This window comes from Ralstonia sp. RL (genome assembly GCF_001683835.1).
Lineage (GTDB): Bacteria > Pseudomonadota > Gammaproteobacteria > Burkholderiales > Burkholderiaceae > Ralstonia > Ralstonia mannitolilytica.
The window spans coordinates 80546-94992 of sequence record NZ_LWRX01000133.1 but is presented as its reverse complement, the minus strand read 5'-3'; the positions used below and the strand labels follow the sequence as shown (position 1 = coordinate 94992).

Sequence of the window (14447 nt, the reverse complement as noted above, 5' to 3'; positions counted from 1 at the left end):
GAGTTACCCGCTAGTACCTGAAACTAGTGCGTCTACCAATTCCGCCACCTGGGCTAGGTGAGCGGCGCATTTTACCGGCCGCTCCAGAATTTGCAAGCCCCTTTTTTGCGCAGGCCGGCATTGCCGCGCGGCGCCGCGGTTACACCCGTTACGTCGCTGGCCATCTGCCGGGCCGCCACCTCGCTGCTACGCTGCCGCGCAGTGCATTGCAGTCCATTAACGAGGTTTGCCCGATGACGAAACTCCGCCACGCCACCACCGGCGCCTTCCTTGCCGCCCTGGCCACCTTCGCCCATGCCGAACACCCTGTCTGCACGCTCGTTGCCGACGCCGCCACGGGCAAGGTCGTCCTGCAGGAGGGCAAGTGCAACGAGCGCGTGACGCCGGCGTCCACCTTCAAGCTGGCGCTGGCCGTCATGGGCTACGACGCCGGCTTCCTGAAAGACCCGCACACGCCGGTCGAACACTTCAGGCGCGGCGACCCCGACTGGGGCGGCCGGCCGTGGCGCCAGCCTGTCGACCCGACGCTGTGGCTCAAGTATTCGGTGGTCTGGTATTCCCAGCGCATCACCCACGCGATGGGCGCGCAGATGTTCGCCTCGTACGTGCGCAAGCTCGACTACGGCAACATGGATGTGAGCGGCGACCCGGGCAAGAACAACGGCCTGGATCGCTCGTGGATCACCTCGTCGCTGAAGATCTCGCCCGAGGAGCAGGTCGGCTTTCTGCGCCGGCTCGTCAACCGGCAGTTGCCCGTGTCGGCGCAGACGTACGAGATGGTCGACCGCACCGTGCAGACGTGGCAGGTGCCCGGCGGCTGGGCCGTGCAGGGCAAGACGGGCACGGCGGGCCCGGCGCCGGGCAATACCTCGGCCGACGGCACGTGGGATCAGGCCCACGCTTATGGCTGGTTTGTCGGCTGGGCGAAGAAAGGAGGCCGGACCTACGTGTTTGCGAACCTGATCCAGGACGACAAGATCGAGCCCACCTCGGGCGGCATCCGCTCGCGCGACGCGATGCTGGCGCGCCTGCCGCAGGTGCTGGCTGCCGCCAAGCCCTGATCGGCCTCGGCATGGGCTGTGCCACGGGGTCGCAGATGGGGCGCGGCGGTGGGCGCCATCGGACCCGAGCGCTCGGGCACGGCGTCCGCGCTTGCCAACGTGGCGCGAATGAGGGGGGCGACGCTGGGCGTGTCCATGCGCGGCGCGGCGTATGCCGCCAGCGGCGGCGGGGTGCCGGGCTTGCGCGTCGCCATGCCGTGCGGCGGTGCGGTGCAGCTGGTTTTGCGCGGCCGTGGCATGGCGGCATGGGGACGGCCGCCATTCGTGAGACAAACTGACTAATACCCCCGGCAGCAGCCAGGATTCTGCTGTGCCGCAGGCCGGCATCCGTAACGCCCCGCGGCCAACACCGTCCGCCCCGCTTTGCTTGGCGGCAAGCCGCACTTGCGCGCCGCTTCCGCGTTTCCTCGCGTATCCCACCATCAGCGCGCGTTGCCGGAATTCGTGAAAACCCTAGGAAACCCGCACCAGCCTTAGCGATTGGTTATTTCACGCGAAAAGTCTACGCTTGCTACGTAGTACTACGTGTGGTGGGTGCGTACAGGTGCGGATGGTTTTCCGAGGATGGCGCGGTCACAGTGCGCCCGATAACAACAGAGACGGAAAGCACTTCGTCAGATGACTGTCCGGTCACGCGCTTCGCGTGGCACCTCACCGGTTCAAAACAACATCCGAAGTCCGCATCAGGAGACAGATCCATGAAGTTCTTGCTCGCGCTGCCATTCATCGGCCTGCTGTGGGTGCCGTTCTACAACCAGGAAACGCCCACGCTGTTCGGCTTTCCGTTCTTCTACTGGTATCAGTTCCTCTGGGTGCCGATCACCTCGCTGCTGATCTGGATCGTCTTCAAGAACGGCCAGAGCAAGGGAGAAGAATGATGGACGGACAGATCAACTGGACTGCGCTGGGCATCTTCATCTTCTTCTTTGCGCTGGTGACGGTGCTGGGTTTCATCGCCTCGCGCTGGCAGCGCGGGCAATCCGACAAGGGCGCGCACATCGACGAATGGGGCCTGGGCGGCCGCAACTTCGGCACCTGGATCACGTGGTTCCTGGTGGGCGGCGATTTCTACACCGCCTACACCGTGATCGCCGTGCCGGCGCTCGTGTATGCCGTGGGCGCGTATGGCTTCTTCGCGCTGCCGTACACGATCCTGGTGTATCCGATCGTCTTCCTGATCATGCCGAAGCTGTGGAAGGTGGCGCATGCCAATGGCCACGTGACGGCGGCCGATGCGGTGTACGGCCGTTACGGCTCGCGCGCACTCGAGTTTGCCGTGGCGCTCACCGGCGTGGTGGCGACGATGCCGTACATCGCGCTGCAGCTCATCGGCATGGAGGTCGTGATCAAGGCGCTGGGCCTGACGGGCGAGCTGCCGCTGGCGGCGGCCTTCATCATCCTGGCGCTGTACACGTACTCCGCGGGCCTGCGGGCGCCGGCGCTCATCGCGTTCGTCAAGGACATCATGATCTACATCGTGGTGCTGGTGGCCGTGGTGCTGGTGCCGGCCAAGCTGGGCGGCTATGGTGCGGTGTTTGCCTCGGCGCATGACGCGTTTGCCGTCAAGGGCGGGGCCACGGGGCTGACGCTGAAGCCTGCGCAGTTCCTGCCGTTTGCCTCGCTGGCGATCGGCTCGGCACTGGCCGCGTTCATGTATCCGCATACGCTCACGGGCATCTTTGCCGCGCGCAGTGCAGACACCATCCGCAAGAACGCCGTCTTCCTGCCGGCCTACACGGTGCTACTGGGCCTGATCGCGCTGCTGGGCTTCATGGCCTACGCTGCAGGCATCAAGGTGACGAACAACAACGACGTGGTGCCCGCGCTGTTCAACGCGCTGTTCCCGAGCTGGTTCACGGGCTTTGCGTTTTCGGCCATCGCCATCGGTGCGCTGGTGCCGGCGGCGGTCATGTCGATCGGCGCGGCCAACCTCTTCACGCGCAACTTCTGGAAGCCCTACGTGGCGCCGGACCTGTCGCACGCCGGCGAGGAAAAGGTGGCCAAGGTGATCTCGCTGATCGTCAAGGCGGGCGCGCTGGTGTTCATCCTGTTCCTGCCGACGAAGTTCGCACTGGACCTGCAGCTGCTGGGCGGCGTGTGGATCGTGCAGACCTTCCCGTCGGTGGTGTTCGGGCTGTTCAACGTGTCGAACCGCTTCCGTGCGCCGGCGCTGCTGACCGGGTGGGCGGCGGGCATGATCGCCGGCAGCTGGTTGGCGTTCTCCGACGGCATCAAGCCCGTGCACACCTTTGTGATTGGCGGCGACAAGTTCTCCATCTACACGGGGCTCGCGGCGCTGGCCTTCAACATCATCGTCGCGGTGGTGGTGCAGCTGGTGCTGGGCAAGCGCGGGGAAGAAACGCCCGCGGTGCGCCAGGCAGGCTGATCGATGCAGAATGAAGAGCCGCCGGAAACGGCGGCCCTGGCGCAAAGAAGGCCGTGCTCGAGAGAGCGCGGCATTTTTTTCGAGGAGCGAGCCGCCTTCTGTCGCTTGGCATCGTCGCAACAGGAGCGCAGTGCCCCCCTCTGATGTGACTGGGTCACCGCGCCCTTCGCGCTCAAGGGGTTTGCGTTGCGCTTGCCGACAAGCGCATGCACGCGCTGCGTGGGCGGGCGCGGCCGGTGCGCTCGAGCTCGAGTTGGCGAGCGCCATCGCGGAGCACTTCGACAGCATCGGGCCGCTTGCCAGTCTGGGCGGATCTGCGGGTTCGGCATCGAAACCTATCGGCTCGCACTGCGGGCCGTCCACGCGGAAATCGGCGGCTGAAGCGCACCGTTGCAGCCGTGGCGCGGCGCGACGGGTACCCGCACGGCGGCAAAGCCGGGCAAAGCGCCGCGGTCATTTAAAATCGCGGACTTTGCCCGGATTCCCATGTGGTTCAAGAACCTTCAGCTTCATCGTCTTCCCGCCCCCTGGACCGTTGCCCCGGATCAGCTTGAACAATGGCTGGCACCCCACGCCTTCCAGCCCGGCAACAGCGTCGAGAAGCAGACCTTCGGATGGGCATCGCCGCGCGACGACGGCGCGCTCGTGTATGCGGCAAACCGGCAGATGCTGCTCGTGTTCCGCGCCGAAAAGAAGCTGCTTCCCGCCTCGGTCATCAACCAGGTCACCAAGGAACGCGCGCTTGAAATCGAGGAGCAGCAAGGCTACAAGCCGGGCCGCAAGCAGCTGCGCGAACTCAAGGAGCAGGTGACCGACGAGTTGCTGCCGCGCGCGTTCAGCATCCGGCGGGATACCCGTGTGTGGATCGACACCGCCAACGGCTGGCTCGTCATCGATGCCGCTGCGCAGGCCGTTGCGGACGACGTCCGGAGCCTGCTCGTGAAGTCGATCGACCCATTGCCGCTCACCACCGTGCAGGTGGCGCGTTCACCGGTGGCTGCGATGACCGATTGGCTGCTGTCCGGCGAGGGCCCGGGCGGATTCACCGTGGATCTGGACGCCGAATTGCGCTCGACCTGCGAAGGCGGCGCCACGGTGCGGTATGTCGGCCACGCGCTCGAGGCCGACGACATGCGTCGGCACATCGAAGCCGGCAAGCAATGCACGCGTCTGGGCATGACGTGGGACAACAAGATCTCGTTCGTGCTGACGCCGTCGCTGACCATCAAGCGCGTCACGCCGCTCGACGTGATCAAGGAAGCCGCGGACCCGACCGCACAGAACGACGACGAACGCTTCGCGTCGGACTTCGCCCTGATGACGGGGGAGTTGGCGCGGATGCTGGCGGATGTGGTCGACAGCCTCGGCGGGGATCAGCGCGAGGCGATGCAGCGAGCCGCTGCCTGAGCGCCGCGGGCTGCGGGGCGGCCTGGTCGAACGTAGACCCGGGCCGTCAGGCGCCGTAAATCCGTTCGCACCAGCCCGCGCTCGCGCCGAGCTTGCGCGACAACTCGGACGCCGCCTGCAACTGCGTCGCAACGAAATCGCCCGATGCGCGCGCGGCTTCCAGCCTGGATGCCGCGCCCGACAGCGTCAGGGCTGCCATGAATCTGTCGCCGGAGCCGAACACCGGCGTCGCAAACGCCGCCGTGTGCTGGTCGCGCGCGCCGGAGGTGAAGAGCGGCAGCGCGGGCGGTGTGTCGTACAGCGGTTCGCCCAGGCCCCAGTAGCGCAGCACGTGGCTGATGGCGGTGTCGTCCAGCGGTAGCGACGTACCGGGCAGCCGCGTCTCGCGCAGGCCCTCCGACGGCTCGGCGCGGAACAGGCAGAGCCGCCGGCCGTGGTCGATCACGTAGTACGATGCGCTCTCGCGCGTGGCGGCCGCCAGCGCATGCAGCACCGGCTCCACCACCGACGACAGGTGGAACGACTGTTCATACAGCTTGCCCAGGTACAGCAGGCGCGGCCCGAGCGAATACGCGCCAGACTCCGAGCGGATGACATAGCGCATGCGCTCGAGCGAGTTCATCAGCCGATACACCGTCGTCTTATGCATGCCGGACACTTGCGCCAGTGCCGCAAGTGAGAGCGACTCCGCTCCCGGCTTGAAGCAATCCAGCAAGGCCAACGCCTTTTCCACTGCGGCGACGCCGTCGTTCCCCATTTCCTCGCCCCCCGAACCGAATGACGGCAGGATTGTACTATGTACAACGCCGTTTTATGTGGCGGAAGGGTAAACGCTAGTGGATCGCCGGGGATGTCGTGGTTATAGTGGTTTCACTGGGTACACCAGTGTTGTACTTAGTAAAACTGATATCCACTGAGACAGGTTTTTCATGAGTACCCCTTTGCATTCCACTTCCACCATCGTGCGCGACATCGAGCGCGTTTCTCCGGCCCTGGTGGAGTCGGCTGCCCGCTTTCAGGCCGCCATCCTGGCCGACGTGGCAGGCCGTCGCGGCACGCTGAACGGCCGGGTCAAGCCACTGTCGCCGACGATGAAGTTGGCCGGCCCCGCCGTCACAGTGGAAGTCCGGCCCGGCGACAACCTCGCCATCCACGCGGCGCTGGCCGTTGCCAAGCCCGGCGACGTGATCGTGGTGGACGGCAAGGGTGACCAGAGCTGCGCGCTCATCGGCGAGATCATGGCCACGCAGGCGCATGCCACCGGCATTGCGGGCTTTGTGATCGACGGCGCGGTGCGGGATTCGCACGAGCTGGCGACCGGCGCGTTTCCGGTCTTCTCTGCCGGCCTCAACCCGTGCGGCCCGACCAAGAGCGTGGCGGGGCGCGTGAACCTGCCGGTATCCGTGGCGGGCGCGACCGTGCATGCGGGCGACCTCGTCGTCGGCGATGCGGACGGCGTGGTCGTCATCCCGCGTGACGATGTCGAGCGCATTCTCGTGCTGGCGCAGAAGAAGGTCGATGCCGAAACCGCCCGCATTGCCGCCATCCGCAAGGGCGACACGCGCCCAGGCTGGCTGGAGAAGGAACTGCGCGCCGTGGGCATGCTGGCCGAAGGCGAGGCACTGTGATGGGCGCGACTGTACACAAGCCTGTCGTCCTGGTGACGGCGGCCGACCTGGCGCCGCAGGCGCTCGACATGCTGGCCGACTTCGAGGTCGTGTTTGCCGGCAAGCAGCCGACCGAAGACGACATCGTCGCGCTGTGCGGGCGGCACAAGCCGGTGGCGATCATCGTGCGCTACGGCAAGGTCAATGCGCGCATCATGGATGCGGCCGGCAACCTGCAGGTCATCTCCAAGCACGGCAGCGGCATCGACGTCATCGACCAGGAGGCTGCTGCCGCGCGCGGCATCGCCGTGCGCGCCGCGGTCGGCGCCAATGCGGCGGCGGTGGCCGAGCATGCGTGGGCGCTCATCCTGGCGTGCGCCAAGGCCGTTCCGCAACTCGACGCGCGCATGCGCGCCGGACATTGGGACAAGGCGACGCACAAGTCGGTCGAGCTGGATGGCCGCACGCTGGGCCTTGTCGGCCTGGGCGCGATCGGACGGCGCACGGCCGCCATCGGGCTGGCGTTCGGCATGAAGGTGCTTGCGTTCGATCCGTATGCCAAGGAGGCACCGGCCGGCGTGCAGCTGGTCAGCCTCGACACGCTCTACGCGCAGTCGGACGTGGTCTCGCTGCACTGCCCGCTGACGGCCGAGAACCGCAGGATGCTGAACCGCGACACGCTCAAGCGCTTCAAGCCGGGTGCGATTCTCGTCAACACCGCGCGCGGCGGCCTCATCGACGAGGCGGCGCTGGCCGAGGCACTTGCCAGCGGCCAGCTGAGCGCGGCCGGGCTCGACAGCTTCGAGGTGGAGCCGATGACGACGCCGCACCCGTTCCAGGGCATCGGCAACGTCATCCTGTCGCCGCACATCGGCGGCGTGAGCGATGCGGCCTACGTGAACATGGGCAAGGGCGCGGCGGCCAACGTGCTCGCGGTGATCGAGGAGCGCGCGCGTACTGCCGCGTGATGGCCATGTACATGCTCTCGCCAGCTGTCGTGCGTGAAGCGGAAGTCTTTACGCGCATGCCGGACACGTTCCGCAGGCCCGACGTGCAGACCGAGTGGGCGCGCGCCAACCGCGGTGGCCAACCCACCGACGCCTTCCTCGAAGGGCCGGTGTGGAGCCCCGATGGCCAAGGACGCGGCCATCTGTACGTGACCGACATCCCGCATGGCCGCATCTTCCGCATCTCGCCTGCGGGCGAATGGGAGCTTGTCGTCGAATACGACGGCGAGCCGAACGGCATGAAGCGGTTCGACGACGCGCACCTGCTCATCACCGACTACCGCAACGGGCTGATGCTGCTCGACATCCGGCGCGGCGTAGTCGTGCCGTACCTGGAGCGGCGCAACTCAGAGCGCTTCAAGGGCGTGAATGACCTCACGTTCGATTCGCGTGGCAACCTGTACTTCACGGATCAGGGCCAGACCGGGCTGCACGATCCGACGGGGCGTGTCTATCGGCTCTCGCCGGAGGGCAAGCTCGACATGCTGCTGGACAACTGCCCCAGCCCCAACGGGCTGGTGCTCTCACCGGACGAGAAGGTGCTCTACGTGGCCATGACGCGCGGCAATTGCGTGTGGCGGGTGCCGCTGCAGGCCGACGGCTCGGTCAGCAAGGTGGGGCAGTTCTTTTCGTCGTATGGCCCAAGCGGCCCGGACGGCCTGGCGATCGACACGTCGGGCAGGCTGTTCGTGGCCAACCCCGGCCTGGGCCGCGCGTGGGTGCTGAACCATCGCGCGGAGCCGGAGGTGATTGTGACGAGCCCCGAAGGTGCCTCGCTGACCAACCTGTGCTTTGGCGGGCCCGGGATGAAGACGCTGTTCATGACGGAATCGATATCCGGCACGGTGCTCATGACCGAGATGGACATCGCCGGCCCGCTGCCGCACCGCGCGAGGGCTCCAGCCTAGCGCATCGATACGCAACCCGGAGCGCCCACAGAGGCGCGATGGAGGAGACCATGCAACTATCCCAGACCTTGAGTGCAGCCACGCCGCCAACAGACGCGAGTGCGCATGTCGCGGCCACCCTGCCGGATGCCCACTACCAGGCGAGCGAGCGCACGCTGGCCAAGGCGTTTCGGCGCATCCTGCCCTTCATCTTCGCCTGCTATGTGATCAGCTATCTCGATCGCACCAACGTGGGCTTTGCGGCGCTCACCATGAACCAGGACATCGGCCTGACCGCCGAGCAGTTCGGGTTCGGGGCGGGGCTGTTCTTCATCGGGTATTTCCTGTTCGAGATTCCCAGCAACCTCATCATGCAGAAGGTGGGCGCGCGCGTCTGGATCGCGCGGATCATGATCACGTGGGGCATCTTCTCGATGGCGACGGCGTTTGTAGTCGGCCCCAAGAGCTTTGCGGCCGCGCGCTTCCTCCTGGGGCTGGCCGAGGCGGGCTTCACGCCCGGCATTTACCTGTATTTCACGCACTGGTTTCCGGGCAAGTGGCGCGCCAAGGTGACCGCGGCGTTCCTGGTGGGCATTCCGGTGGCCAACATGATCGGCTCGCCGATTTCCGGTGCGTTGCTGCAGCTCGGCGGCCTGCATGGCCTGCGCAGCTGGCAGTGGCTGCTGCTGATCGAAGGGTTGCCAGCCGTGCTGCTCGGTATCGCGTGCCTGTTCGTGCTGGCGGATCGGCCGGAAAAGGCGAAATGGCTCACCGACGATGAGAAGGCCGTCCTCGCACGCCGTCTCGCGCTGGAGCAGCGCGACATCGCCAGCAAGCATGGCGCGACCCTGCGCGATGCGATGACGAACTGGCGCGTCTTCGTGCTGGCGTTCATCAACTTCTGCGGCATCGTCGGCTCCATCGGCGTGGGCCTGTGGATGCCGCAGATCATCAAGCAGTTCGGCGTCGAGCACACCGTGGTCGGGTGGCTGACGGCGACTCCGTACGCAATGGGCGCTGTGGTCATGCTGTGGTGGGCGCGTGTGGCGAACCGCGCGCAGAACCGCATTCCTTACGTGGCCGGCGCGCTTGTCGTGGCGGCGGCGGCGCTGGCAGCCAGCACGGTGTTGCACGCACCCGCGCTGAAGCTGGTCGCCCTGTGCGTGACGGTGAGCGGCATCCTGGCATTCCAGGCCACGTACTGGGCCATCCCGTCGAGCTTCCTGACGGGCCGTGCGGCGGCGGGCGGTCTGGCGCTGATCGTATCGGTGGGCAATCTCGGCGGCTTTGTCGGGCCGTCGATGATCGGCGCGATCAAGCAGTTTTCCCACGGCTTCACGGCGCCGCTCATGGCGGTGTCTGCGGTGCTGCTCATCGGTGCGCTGGCCATCGCCTGGCTGGGCGACCCGGGCGCAGATGCCGGGGAAGCGGCCGCCCATTGACGGCCCCATCGCAGTACCTACCCTTGTTTCTGAACACCCCATATCGACAGCGCCGCAAAATCCACGACGGCGCCAGGAGACACACATGCAAGTGACGGGCAGTACCGGTGTCACCGATCTCGAGCAGCGGACCCTGCGCAAGGTGGTCTGGCGGCTCGTGCCATTCCTCATGGTCTGCTACCTGCTGGCCTTCATTGATCGCGGCAACGTGGGCATGGCCTCGCTGCAGATGAACCATGACCTCGGGCTCACGGCCCGGGTGTTCGGGTTCGGCAGCAGCCTGTTCTTCGTGTCGTACTTCTTCTTCGAGGTGCCGAGCAACCTGGCGCTGCAGCGCTACGGCGCGCGCATCTGGATCGCGCGGATCATGATCACGTGGGGCCTGGTCTCGGCCGCAACCGCGCTGGTCAGTGGCCCCGCGTCGTTCTACACGCTGCGCTTTCTGCTCGGCGCGGCCGAGGCGGGTTTCTTTCCCGGCGTGCTGCTGTATCTGTCGTACTGGATTCCGGCCACGCACCGCGCGCGCATCGTGGCGATTTTCATGGTGGCAATTCCGGCAGCGAGCTTCATCGGCTCGCCCATCTCGGCCGCGTTGCTGCAGATGGACGGCGTGGCCGGGTTGCGTGGCTGGCACTGGCTGTTCATTCTCGAAGGGATTCCCACCGTGCTGCTCGGCTTTGCGTGCCTGCGCGTGCTGACGAACCGGCCCGAAGAAGCGAAGTGGCTGTCCGACGAAGAACGCCAGTGGCTGACGAGCACGCTGGCCGGCGAAGCACGTGGGCCGAAGAAGGTGGCGCAGATGCCGCTGGTCAAGCTGTTCTGCAATCGCTACGTGCTCTGCCTCGCGCTGGTGGATGTGTGCGCGTCGGCGGCCGGCAGCACGCTCTCGGTGTGGCAGCCGCAACTGCTGAAGTCGTTCGGGCTGACCGTCATGCAGACCGGGCTGCTGAACTCGGTGCCGTACGCGCTGGCATCGGTCCTGATGGTTCTCTGGGGTCGCAGTTCCGATCGCCGGAAAGAACGTCGCTGGCACACGGCCATCCCCATGCTGCTGATCGGCCTGGGCCTGTTCGGCACGTCGCTCAGCGACTCGCTCATGCCGACCATGGTGATGCTGTGCGCGGTGCTCGTCGGCGCGTATTCGTTCAAGGGACCGTTCTGGGCGCTCGCATCGGGCATGCTGTCGAACAGCGCGGCAGCAGCCGGACTGGCCACCATCAATGCGATTGCCAACCTCATCGGCGGCGGCCTCATGGTGAATGTGTACGGCTGGGTCAAGCAGGCGACCGGCAGCTACGCACTCGCGCTGATGCCCCTGGCCGTGTTGACGCTTGTGAGCGTGGCGACGCTGCTGCTCCTGAGCCGGAACCGGCGGCAAGCGCAGGTGCTGAGCAAGACGGAGGCCGCCTGACCATGGCCGCGTTCAATCGAAGGCACTTCCTGCTGGCGACCGGCGCGGGTGCCCTGGCTGCCGCCGCTGCGCCGTTCGGCCATGCAGAGGAGGTGTGGTCCAGCGGCTCGGCGGCGCCGTCGTTCAAGCTGCCCGCCGGCGCCGTGGACTGCCACATGCACATCTACGACGACCGCTTCCCCAGCGCGCCCCACACCACGCTGCGGCCGCCCAACGCCAGCATTGCCCAGTACCGTCACGTCCAAGCCCGCCTGGGCGTGCAGCGCAATGTGGTGGTCACGCCTTCCACCTACGGGACCGACAACCGCTGCCTGCTCGACGCGCTCACGCAGTTTGGCGGCAACGCGCGGGGCGTTGCGGTCGTCGATACGTCGGTGACCGACGCGCAGCTTGCGCAGATGCACGCGGCGGGCGTCCGCGCGATCCGCTTCAACCTGAGCTACCCAGGCGCCACCACCGTCGACATGCTGGCCCCGCTGGCAGCGCGCGTGGCCACGCTTGGCTGGCATATCGAACTCGTCGTGCCCGGCGCAAAGCTGCCGGAACTGGAGCCTCACCTGCGCGCGCTGCCGTGCCCCCTCGTCATCGACCACATCGCGCATATCCCCCAGCCGGGCGGCCTGCAGTCGGACGCCATGCGCACGGCACAGCGCCTTGTCGACAAGGGCAACACGTGGATCACGCTGTCCGGCCCCTACGTGGACACGCAGACCGGCGCGCCCGCCTATGCCGATGTGGAACCCGTGGCGAAGGCGTTCATCGACATGGCGCCCGAGCGGATGCTTTGGGGCACCGACTGGCCGCATCCGACCGAGAAGACACACAAGCCCGATGATGCCGCCCTGGTGGACTTGATGGCGCGGTGGATCGGGCGCGCCGATTGGCTGGAGCGCGTATTTGTTTCCAATCCGGCGCGGCTTTATGGCTTTGGTTGACCCTGGCGCCATGCAGCCGCGTTGCGCCCCAATGCCTCGGCGGCCAGCCCAGCGCCTCACCGGGCCCGAGCCAACTTCCGGCACTCAGAAGTACACCGTCGCACTGGCCCGATACGTTCGCGGCGCGCCCTGCACCAGGATGAAACCCCAGCTCGGCAGCCAGTACCTCTCGTTGGTCAGGTTGTCGACGTTGAAGCGCAACGTCACCGGCTTGCCGCCGACCTTGGTGCTGTAACGCGCGCCCACATCAAACGTGTGATACCCCGGCACGATGTTGCTGTTGTTCGCTTCGAGCGCCGAGTTGCCAACGTACTGCCCTCCCACAGACAACACCAGCCCCGGCATCGCGGGCACGGCGTATTCGAGGTACGCCGTTGCCTTGAAGCGTGGCGCGCCGTAGGCCCGCTTGCCCTGCACCGACGCATCGGCCTGGGTGTTCTCCGCGTCCATGAAGAGCACGCCACCGAGCACCGTCCAGTCGCGCGCCAGCCTGCCGCGCGCACTGAGTTCCAGCCCGCGATAACGCGTCTCGCCGTCTTGCGTGTAGACGTTGTCCGGGCGCAGATAGGCCAGGCCCCGCTGCACCTGGAACAGCGCTGCACCGAACGTCCAGTCGTGCAGCTCGGTCTTGGCGCCGATTTCCATCTGCTTGCTCTTGAGGGGTCCGAACACCGTGCCCGCATTGGCGGCGGTGTTGGGCGCGCTGTTGCCGGCTTCCAGAGATTCCACGTAGCTCGTGTACAGCGTCAGGGGCTGCACGGGCTTGAACATCACCGCCAGCGTGGGCGTGATCGGGTCGCGATCGTACTTGGCGGACGTGGTGCCGTCGGCGTTGTAGCCGGTCTGGCGGAAGCGCGTGTAGCGCAGGCCACCGAGGACCGACCACTGCTCGTTGAACTTGACCGTGTCGCTCGCAAACACGGCGGTCTGATTGATCTTCGACGTGCGGTACATGCCGTCTGACGATGGCACCTGCATCGGTGTCGCGCCCGAAGAGACGAACGCCGACGTGTCATACAGGTTGCCCGTGCCGAGCAGCGTGGCGCCGAAGCCCGTGGTGGCCTGCGTGAGGCTCTGCCATGACGTGCCCAACACCAGCTCATGCTCGATCGGACCGGTGCGGACTCGGCCGTTGACCATCACCTGCGCCTGGCTGTACTGGTAGCGCTGGTACGAGCCGTACTGCAGTTCCGTGAACGTGCCCGCGTTGTCGGTGAGCTGGATCGCGCTGTCGGCGTTGCCGCGATTCTGCTGCGCGTAGCGGTACGAGGCGCGCACGTTCCAGTCGGGCGTGGCGGCCCAGTTCAGCTCCGTGCCGACGGTCTTGATCTCGGTTTCGTAGTACGACCCGCGCGAGGCCACACGCTGGCTGCCGTCAATTGCGCGCGGCGTGCGCACGAACTCCGTCACGGGTACGCCAAAGTCCTGGCCGGGGATGATGCCGTAGTACGCGCCCTGTACGTTGCGCTGCATGTACAGCCCGTCGAACGACCATTGCAGATCGGGCGTGATGCGCGCATCGAGCGCGAGCGATGCGGAGTCGCGCTTGATGTGGCCGCCGTCGACAAAGGTGTCGCCTTCTTCATGCACCACGCCCAGACGCGCGCCCAGCGCCTTGCCCTCCCCGAAGCGGCCGCCCACGTCTATCGATTCCTTCAGCGTGCCGCCGCGGGTGAAGCCGAATGTGGCGCTGCCGCCAAACGTGTTGGCTGGCCGCTTCGTGACGAAGTTGGCAATGCCGCCCGGCGTGCCAAAGCCATACATGAAACCGGACAGGCCCTTGAGCAGTTCGACACGCTCGAAGTGTTCGAGCGGGAAATCGCTGCCCCAGTTCGGCACGGCAAGCCCGTCGATCTTGTAGCCCTCCAGCAGGTCGAGCTGCAGCCCGCGGATGGTGATGTTCGATGCTTCGCCGATGTAGCCGTCGTTGTTGGCCGTGACGGACGGGTCGCCCTTGAACACCTCCCCGATGGTCTGCGCCTGGCGATTCTGGATGAGTTCCTGCGTGGCGACGTTGATGGAGAAGGGCGTGTCGAGCAGGGGTCTGTCGCCCAGCGCGCCGGTACTTGCCTGCTTGGCGCCGTACGCGACCGATTTGCCCGCCGACACCTGCGTGGCAGGCAGCTCGACCTGCGCGGTGCTAGGTTGTGCCAACGCTGCGCCGGCGCTCATCGCGCTCAATGCCAGCGCAAGCTGCCGTGCCAGCGGCGTGGCACGAAGGTGGACGGTGGAATGGCGTGGTGCTGCGGCTCGCATGATCAAGCTCCCCGGGATCAATGTGTCGATACGGACGTGCGTGACCAC

General features: G+C 66.5%; 12 protein-coding genes and 1 pseudogene. 11 read left to right on the top strand and 2 right to left on the bottom strand.

Annotated elements, in window-relative coordinates; translation table 11 throughout:
* Nucleotides 1-233: 233 nt before the first annotated feature.
* From A6M56_RS13180 to A6M56_RS13160, 5 genes and pseudogenes are all read left to right on the top strand, one after another.
* Nucleotides 234-1061: an OXA-22 family class D beta-lactamase OXA-443 gene (locus A6M56_RS13180; protein ID WP_045219048.1), complete on the top strand. Its 828-nt coding sequence runs from the start codon at nucleotides 234-236 to the stop codon at nucleotides 1059-1061.
* A pseudogene (locus tag A6M56_RS13175) lies at nucleotides 1055-1329 on the top strand (MFS transporter); the annotation flags it as partial. The gene A6M56_RS13180 and the pseudogene A6M56_RS13175, both read left to right, overlap by 7 nt.
* 430 nt (nucleotides 1330-1759) lie before the next feature.
* Entirely contained in the window at nucleotides 1760-1939 is a 180-nt protein-coding gene (locus A6M56_RS13170; protein WP_009240236.1) for a DUF3311 domain-containing protein, read from the top strand.
* Nucleotides 1939-3447, top strand: a complete 1509-nt coding sequence (mctP, locus tag A6M56_RS13165) for a monocarboxylate uptake permease MctP (protein WP_045219042.1) — start codon at nucleotides 1939-1941, stop codon at nucleotides 3445-3447. The genes A6M56_RS13170 and mctP overlap by 1 nt, the downstream gene beginning before the upstream one ends.
* A gap of 486 nt (nucleotides 3448-3933) precedes the next feature.
* A complete protein-coding gene (locus A6M56_RS13160) occupies nucleotides 3934-4854 on the top strand; it encodes a recombination-associated protein RdgC (RefSeq protein WP_102079194.1) in 921 nt (306 codons plus the stop codon).
* 46 nt (nucleotides 4855-4900) lie between these two features.
* Here the strand turns inward: A6M56_RS13160 and A6M56_RS13155 are convergent, their stop codons facing one another.
* Nucleotides 4901-5611, bottom strand: a complete 711-nt coding sequence (locus A6M56_RS13155) for an IclR family transcriptional regulator (RefSeq protein WP_102079195.1) — start codon at nucleotides 5609-5611, stop codon at nucleotides 4901-4903.
* A gap of 172 nt (nucleotides 5612-5783) precedes the next feature.
* On the opposite strand from A6M56_RS13155, the gene A6M56_RS13150 reads away from it, so the two are divergent.
* From A6M56_RS13150 to A6M56_RS13125, 6 genes are all read left to right on the top strand, one after another.
* Nucleotides 5784-6482 carry an RraA family protein gene (locus A6M56_RS13150; RefSeq protein WP_102079196.1) on the top strand — a complete coding sequence of 233 codons (699 nt, stop codon included), beginning with the start codon at nucleotides 5784-5786 and terminating at the stop codon, nucleotides 6480-6482.
* Nucleotides 6482-7429 (top strand): NAD(P)-dependent oxidoreductase, encoded by a 948-nt coding sequence (locus tag A6M56_RS13145; RefSeq protein ID WP_062738566.1) that lies wholly within the window; start codon nucleotides 6482-6484, stop codon nucleotides 7427-7429. Before A6M56_RS13150 ends, A6M56_RS13145 begins: the two co-directional genes overlap by 1 nt.
* Nucleotides 7429-8376, top strand: a complete 948-nt coding sequence (locus A6M56_RS13140) for an SMP-30/gluconolactonase/LRE family protein (protein WP_373271730.1) — start codon at nucleotides 7429-7431, stop codon at nucleotides 8374-8376. Before A6M56_RS13145 ends, A6M56_RS13140 begins: the two co-directional genes overlap by 1 nt.
* A 50-nt stretch (nucleotides 8377-8426) precedes the next feature.
* Complete coding sequence (locus tag A6M56_RS13135; RefSeq protein WP_045220340.1) at nucleotides 8427-9797, top strand: MFS transporter; 1371 nt, start codon at nucleotides 8427-8429, stop codon at nucleotides 9795-9797.
* A gap of 85 nt (nucleotides 9798-9882) precedes the next feature.
* Nucleotides 9883-11208: an MFS transporter gene (locus tag A6M56_RS13130; protein WP_045219034.1), complete on the top strand. Its 1326-nt coding sequence runs from the start codon at nucleotides 9883-9885 to the stop codon at nucleotides 11206-11208.
* Nucleotides 11209-11210: 2 nt separating this feature from the next.
* Entirely contained in the window at nucleotides 11211-12143 is a 933-nt protein-coding gene (locus A6M56_RS13125; RefSeq protein WP_062738565.1) for an amidohydrolase family protein, read from the top strand.
* A gap of 84 nt (nucleotides 12144-12227) precedes the next feature.
* Here the strand turns inward: A6M56_RS13125 and A6M56_RS13120 are convergent, their stop codons facing one another.
* Nucleotides 12228-14399, bottom strand: coding sequence for a TonB-dependent siderophore receptor (locus A6M56_RS13120; protein ID WP_180964200.1), 2172 nt, complete (start codon nucleotides 14397-14399; stop codon nucleotides 12228-12230).
* Nucleotides 14400-14447 lie beyond the last annotated feature (48 nt).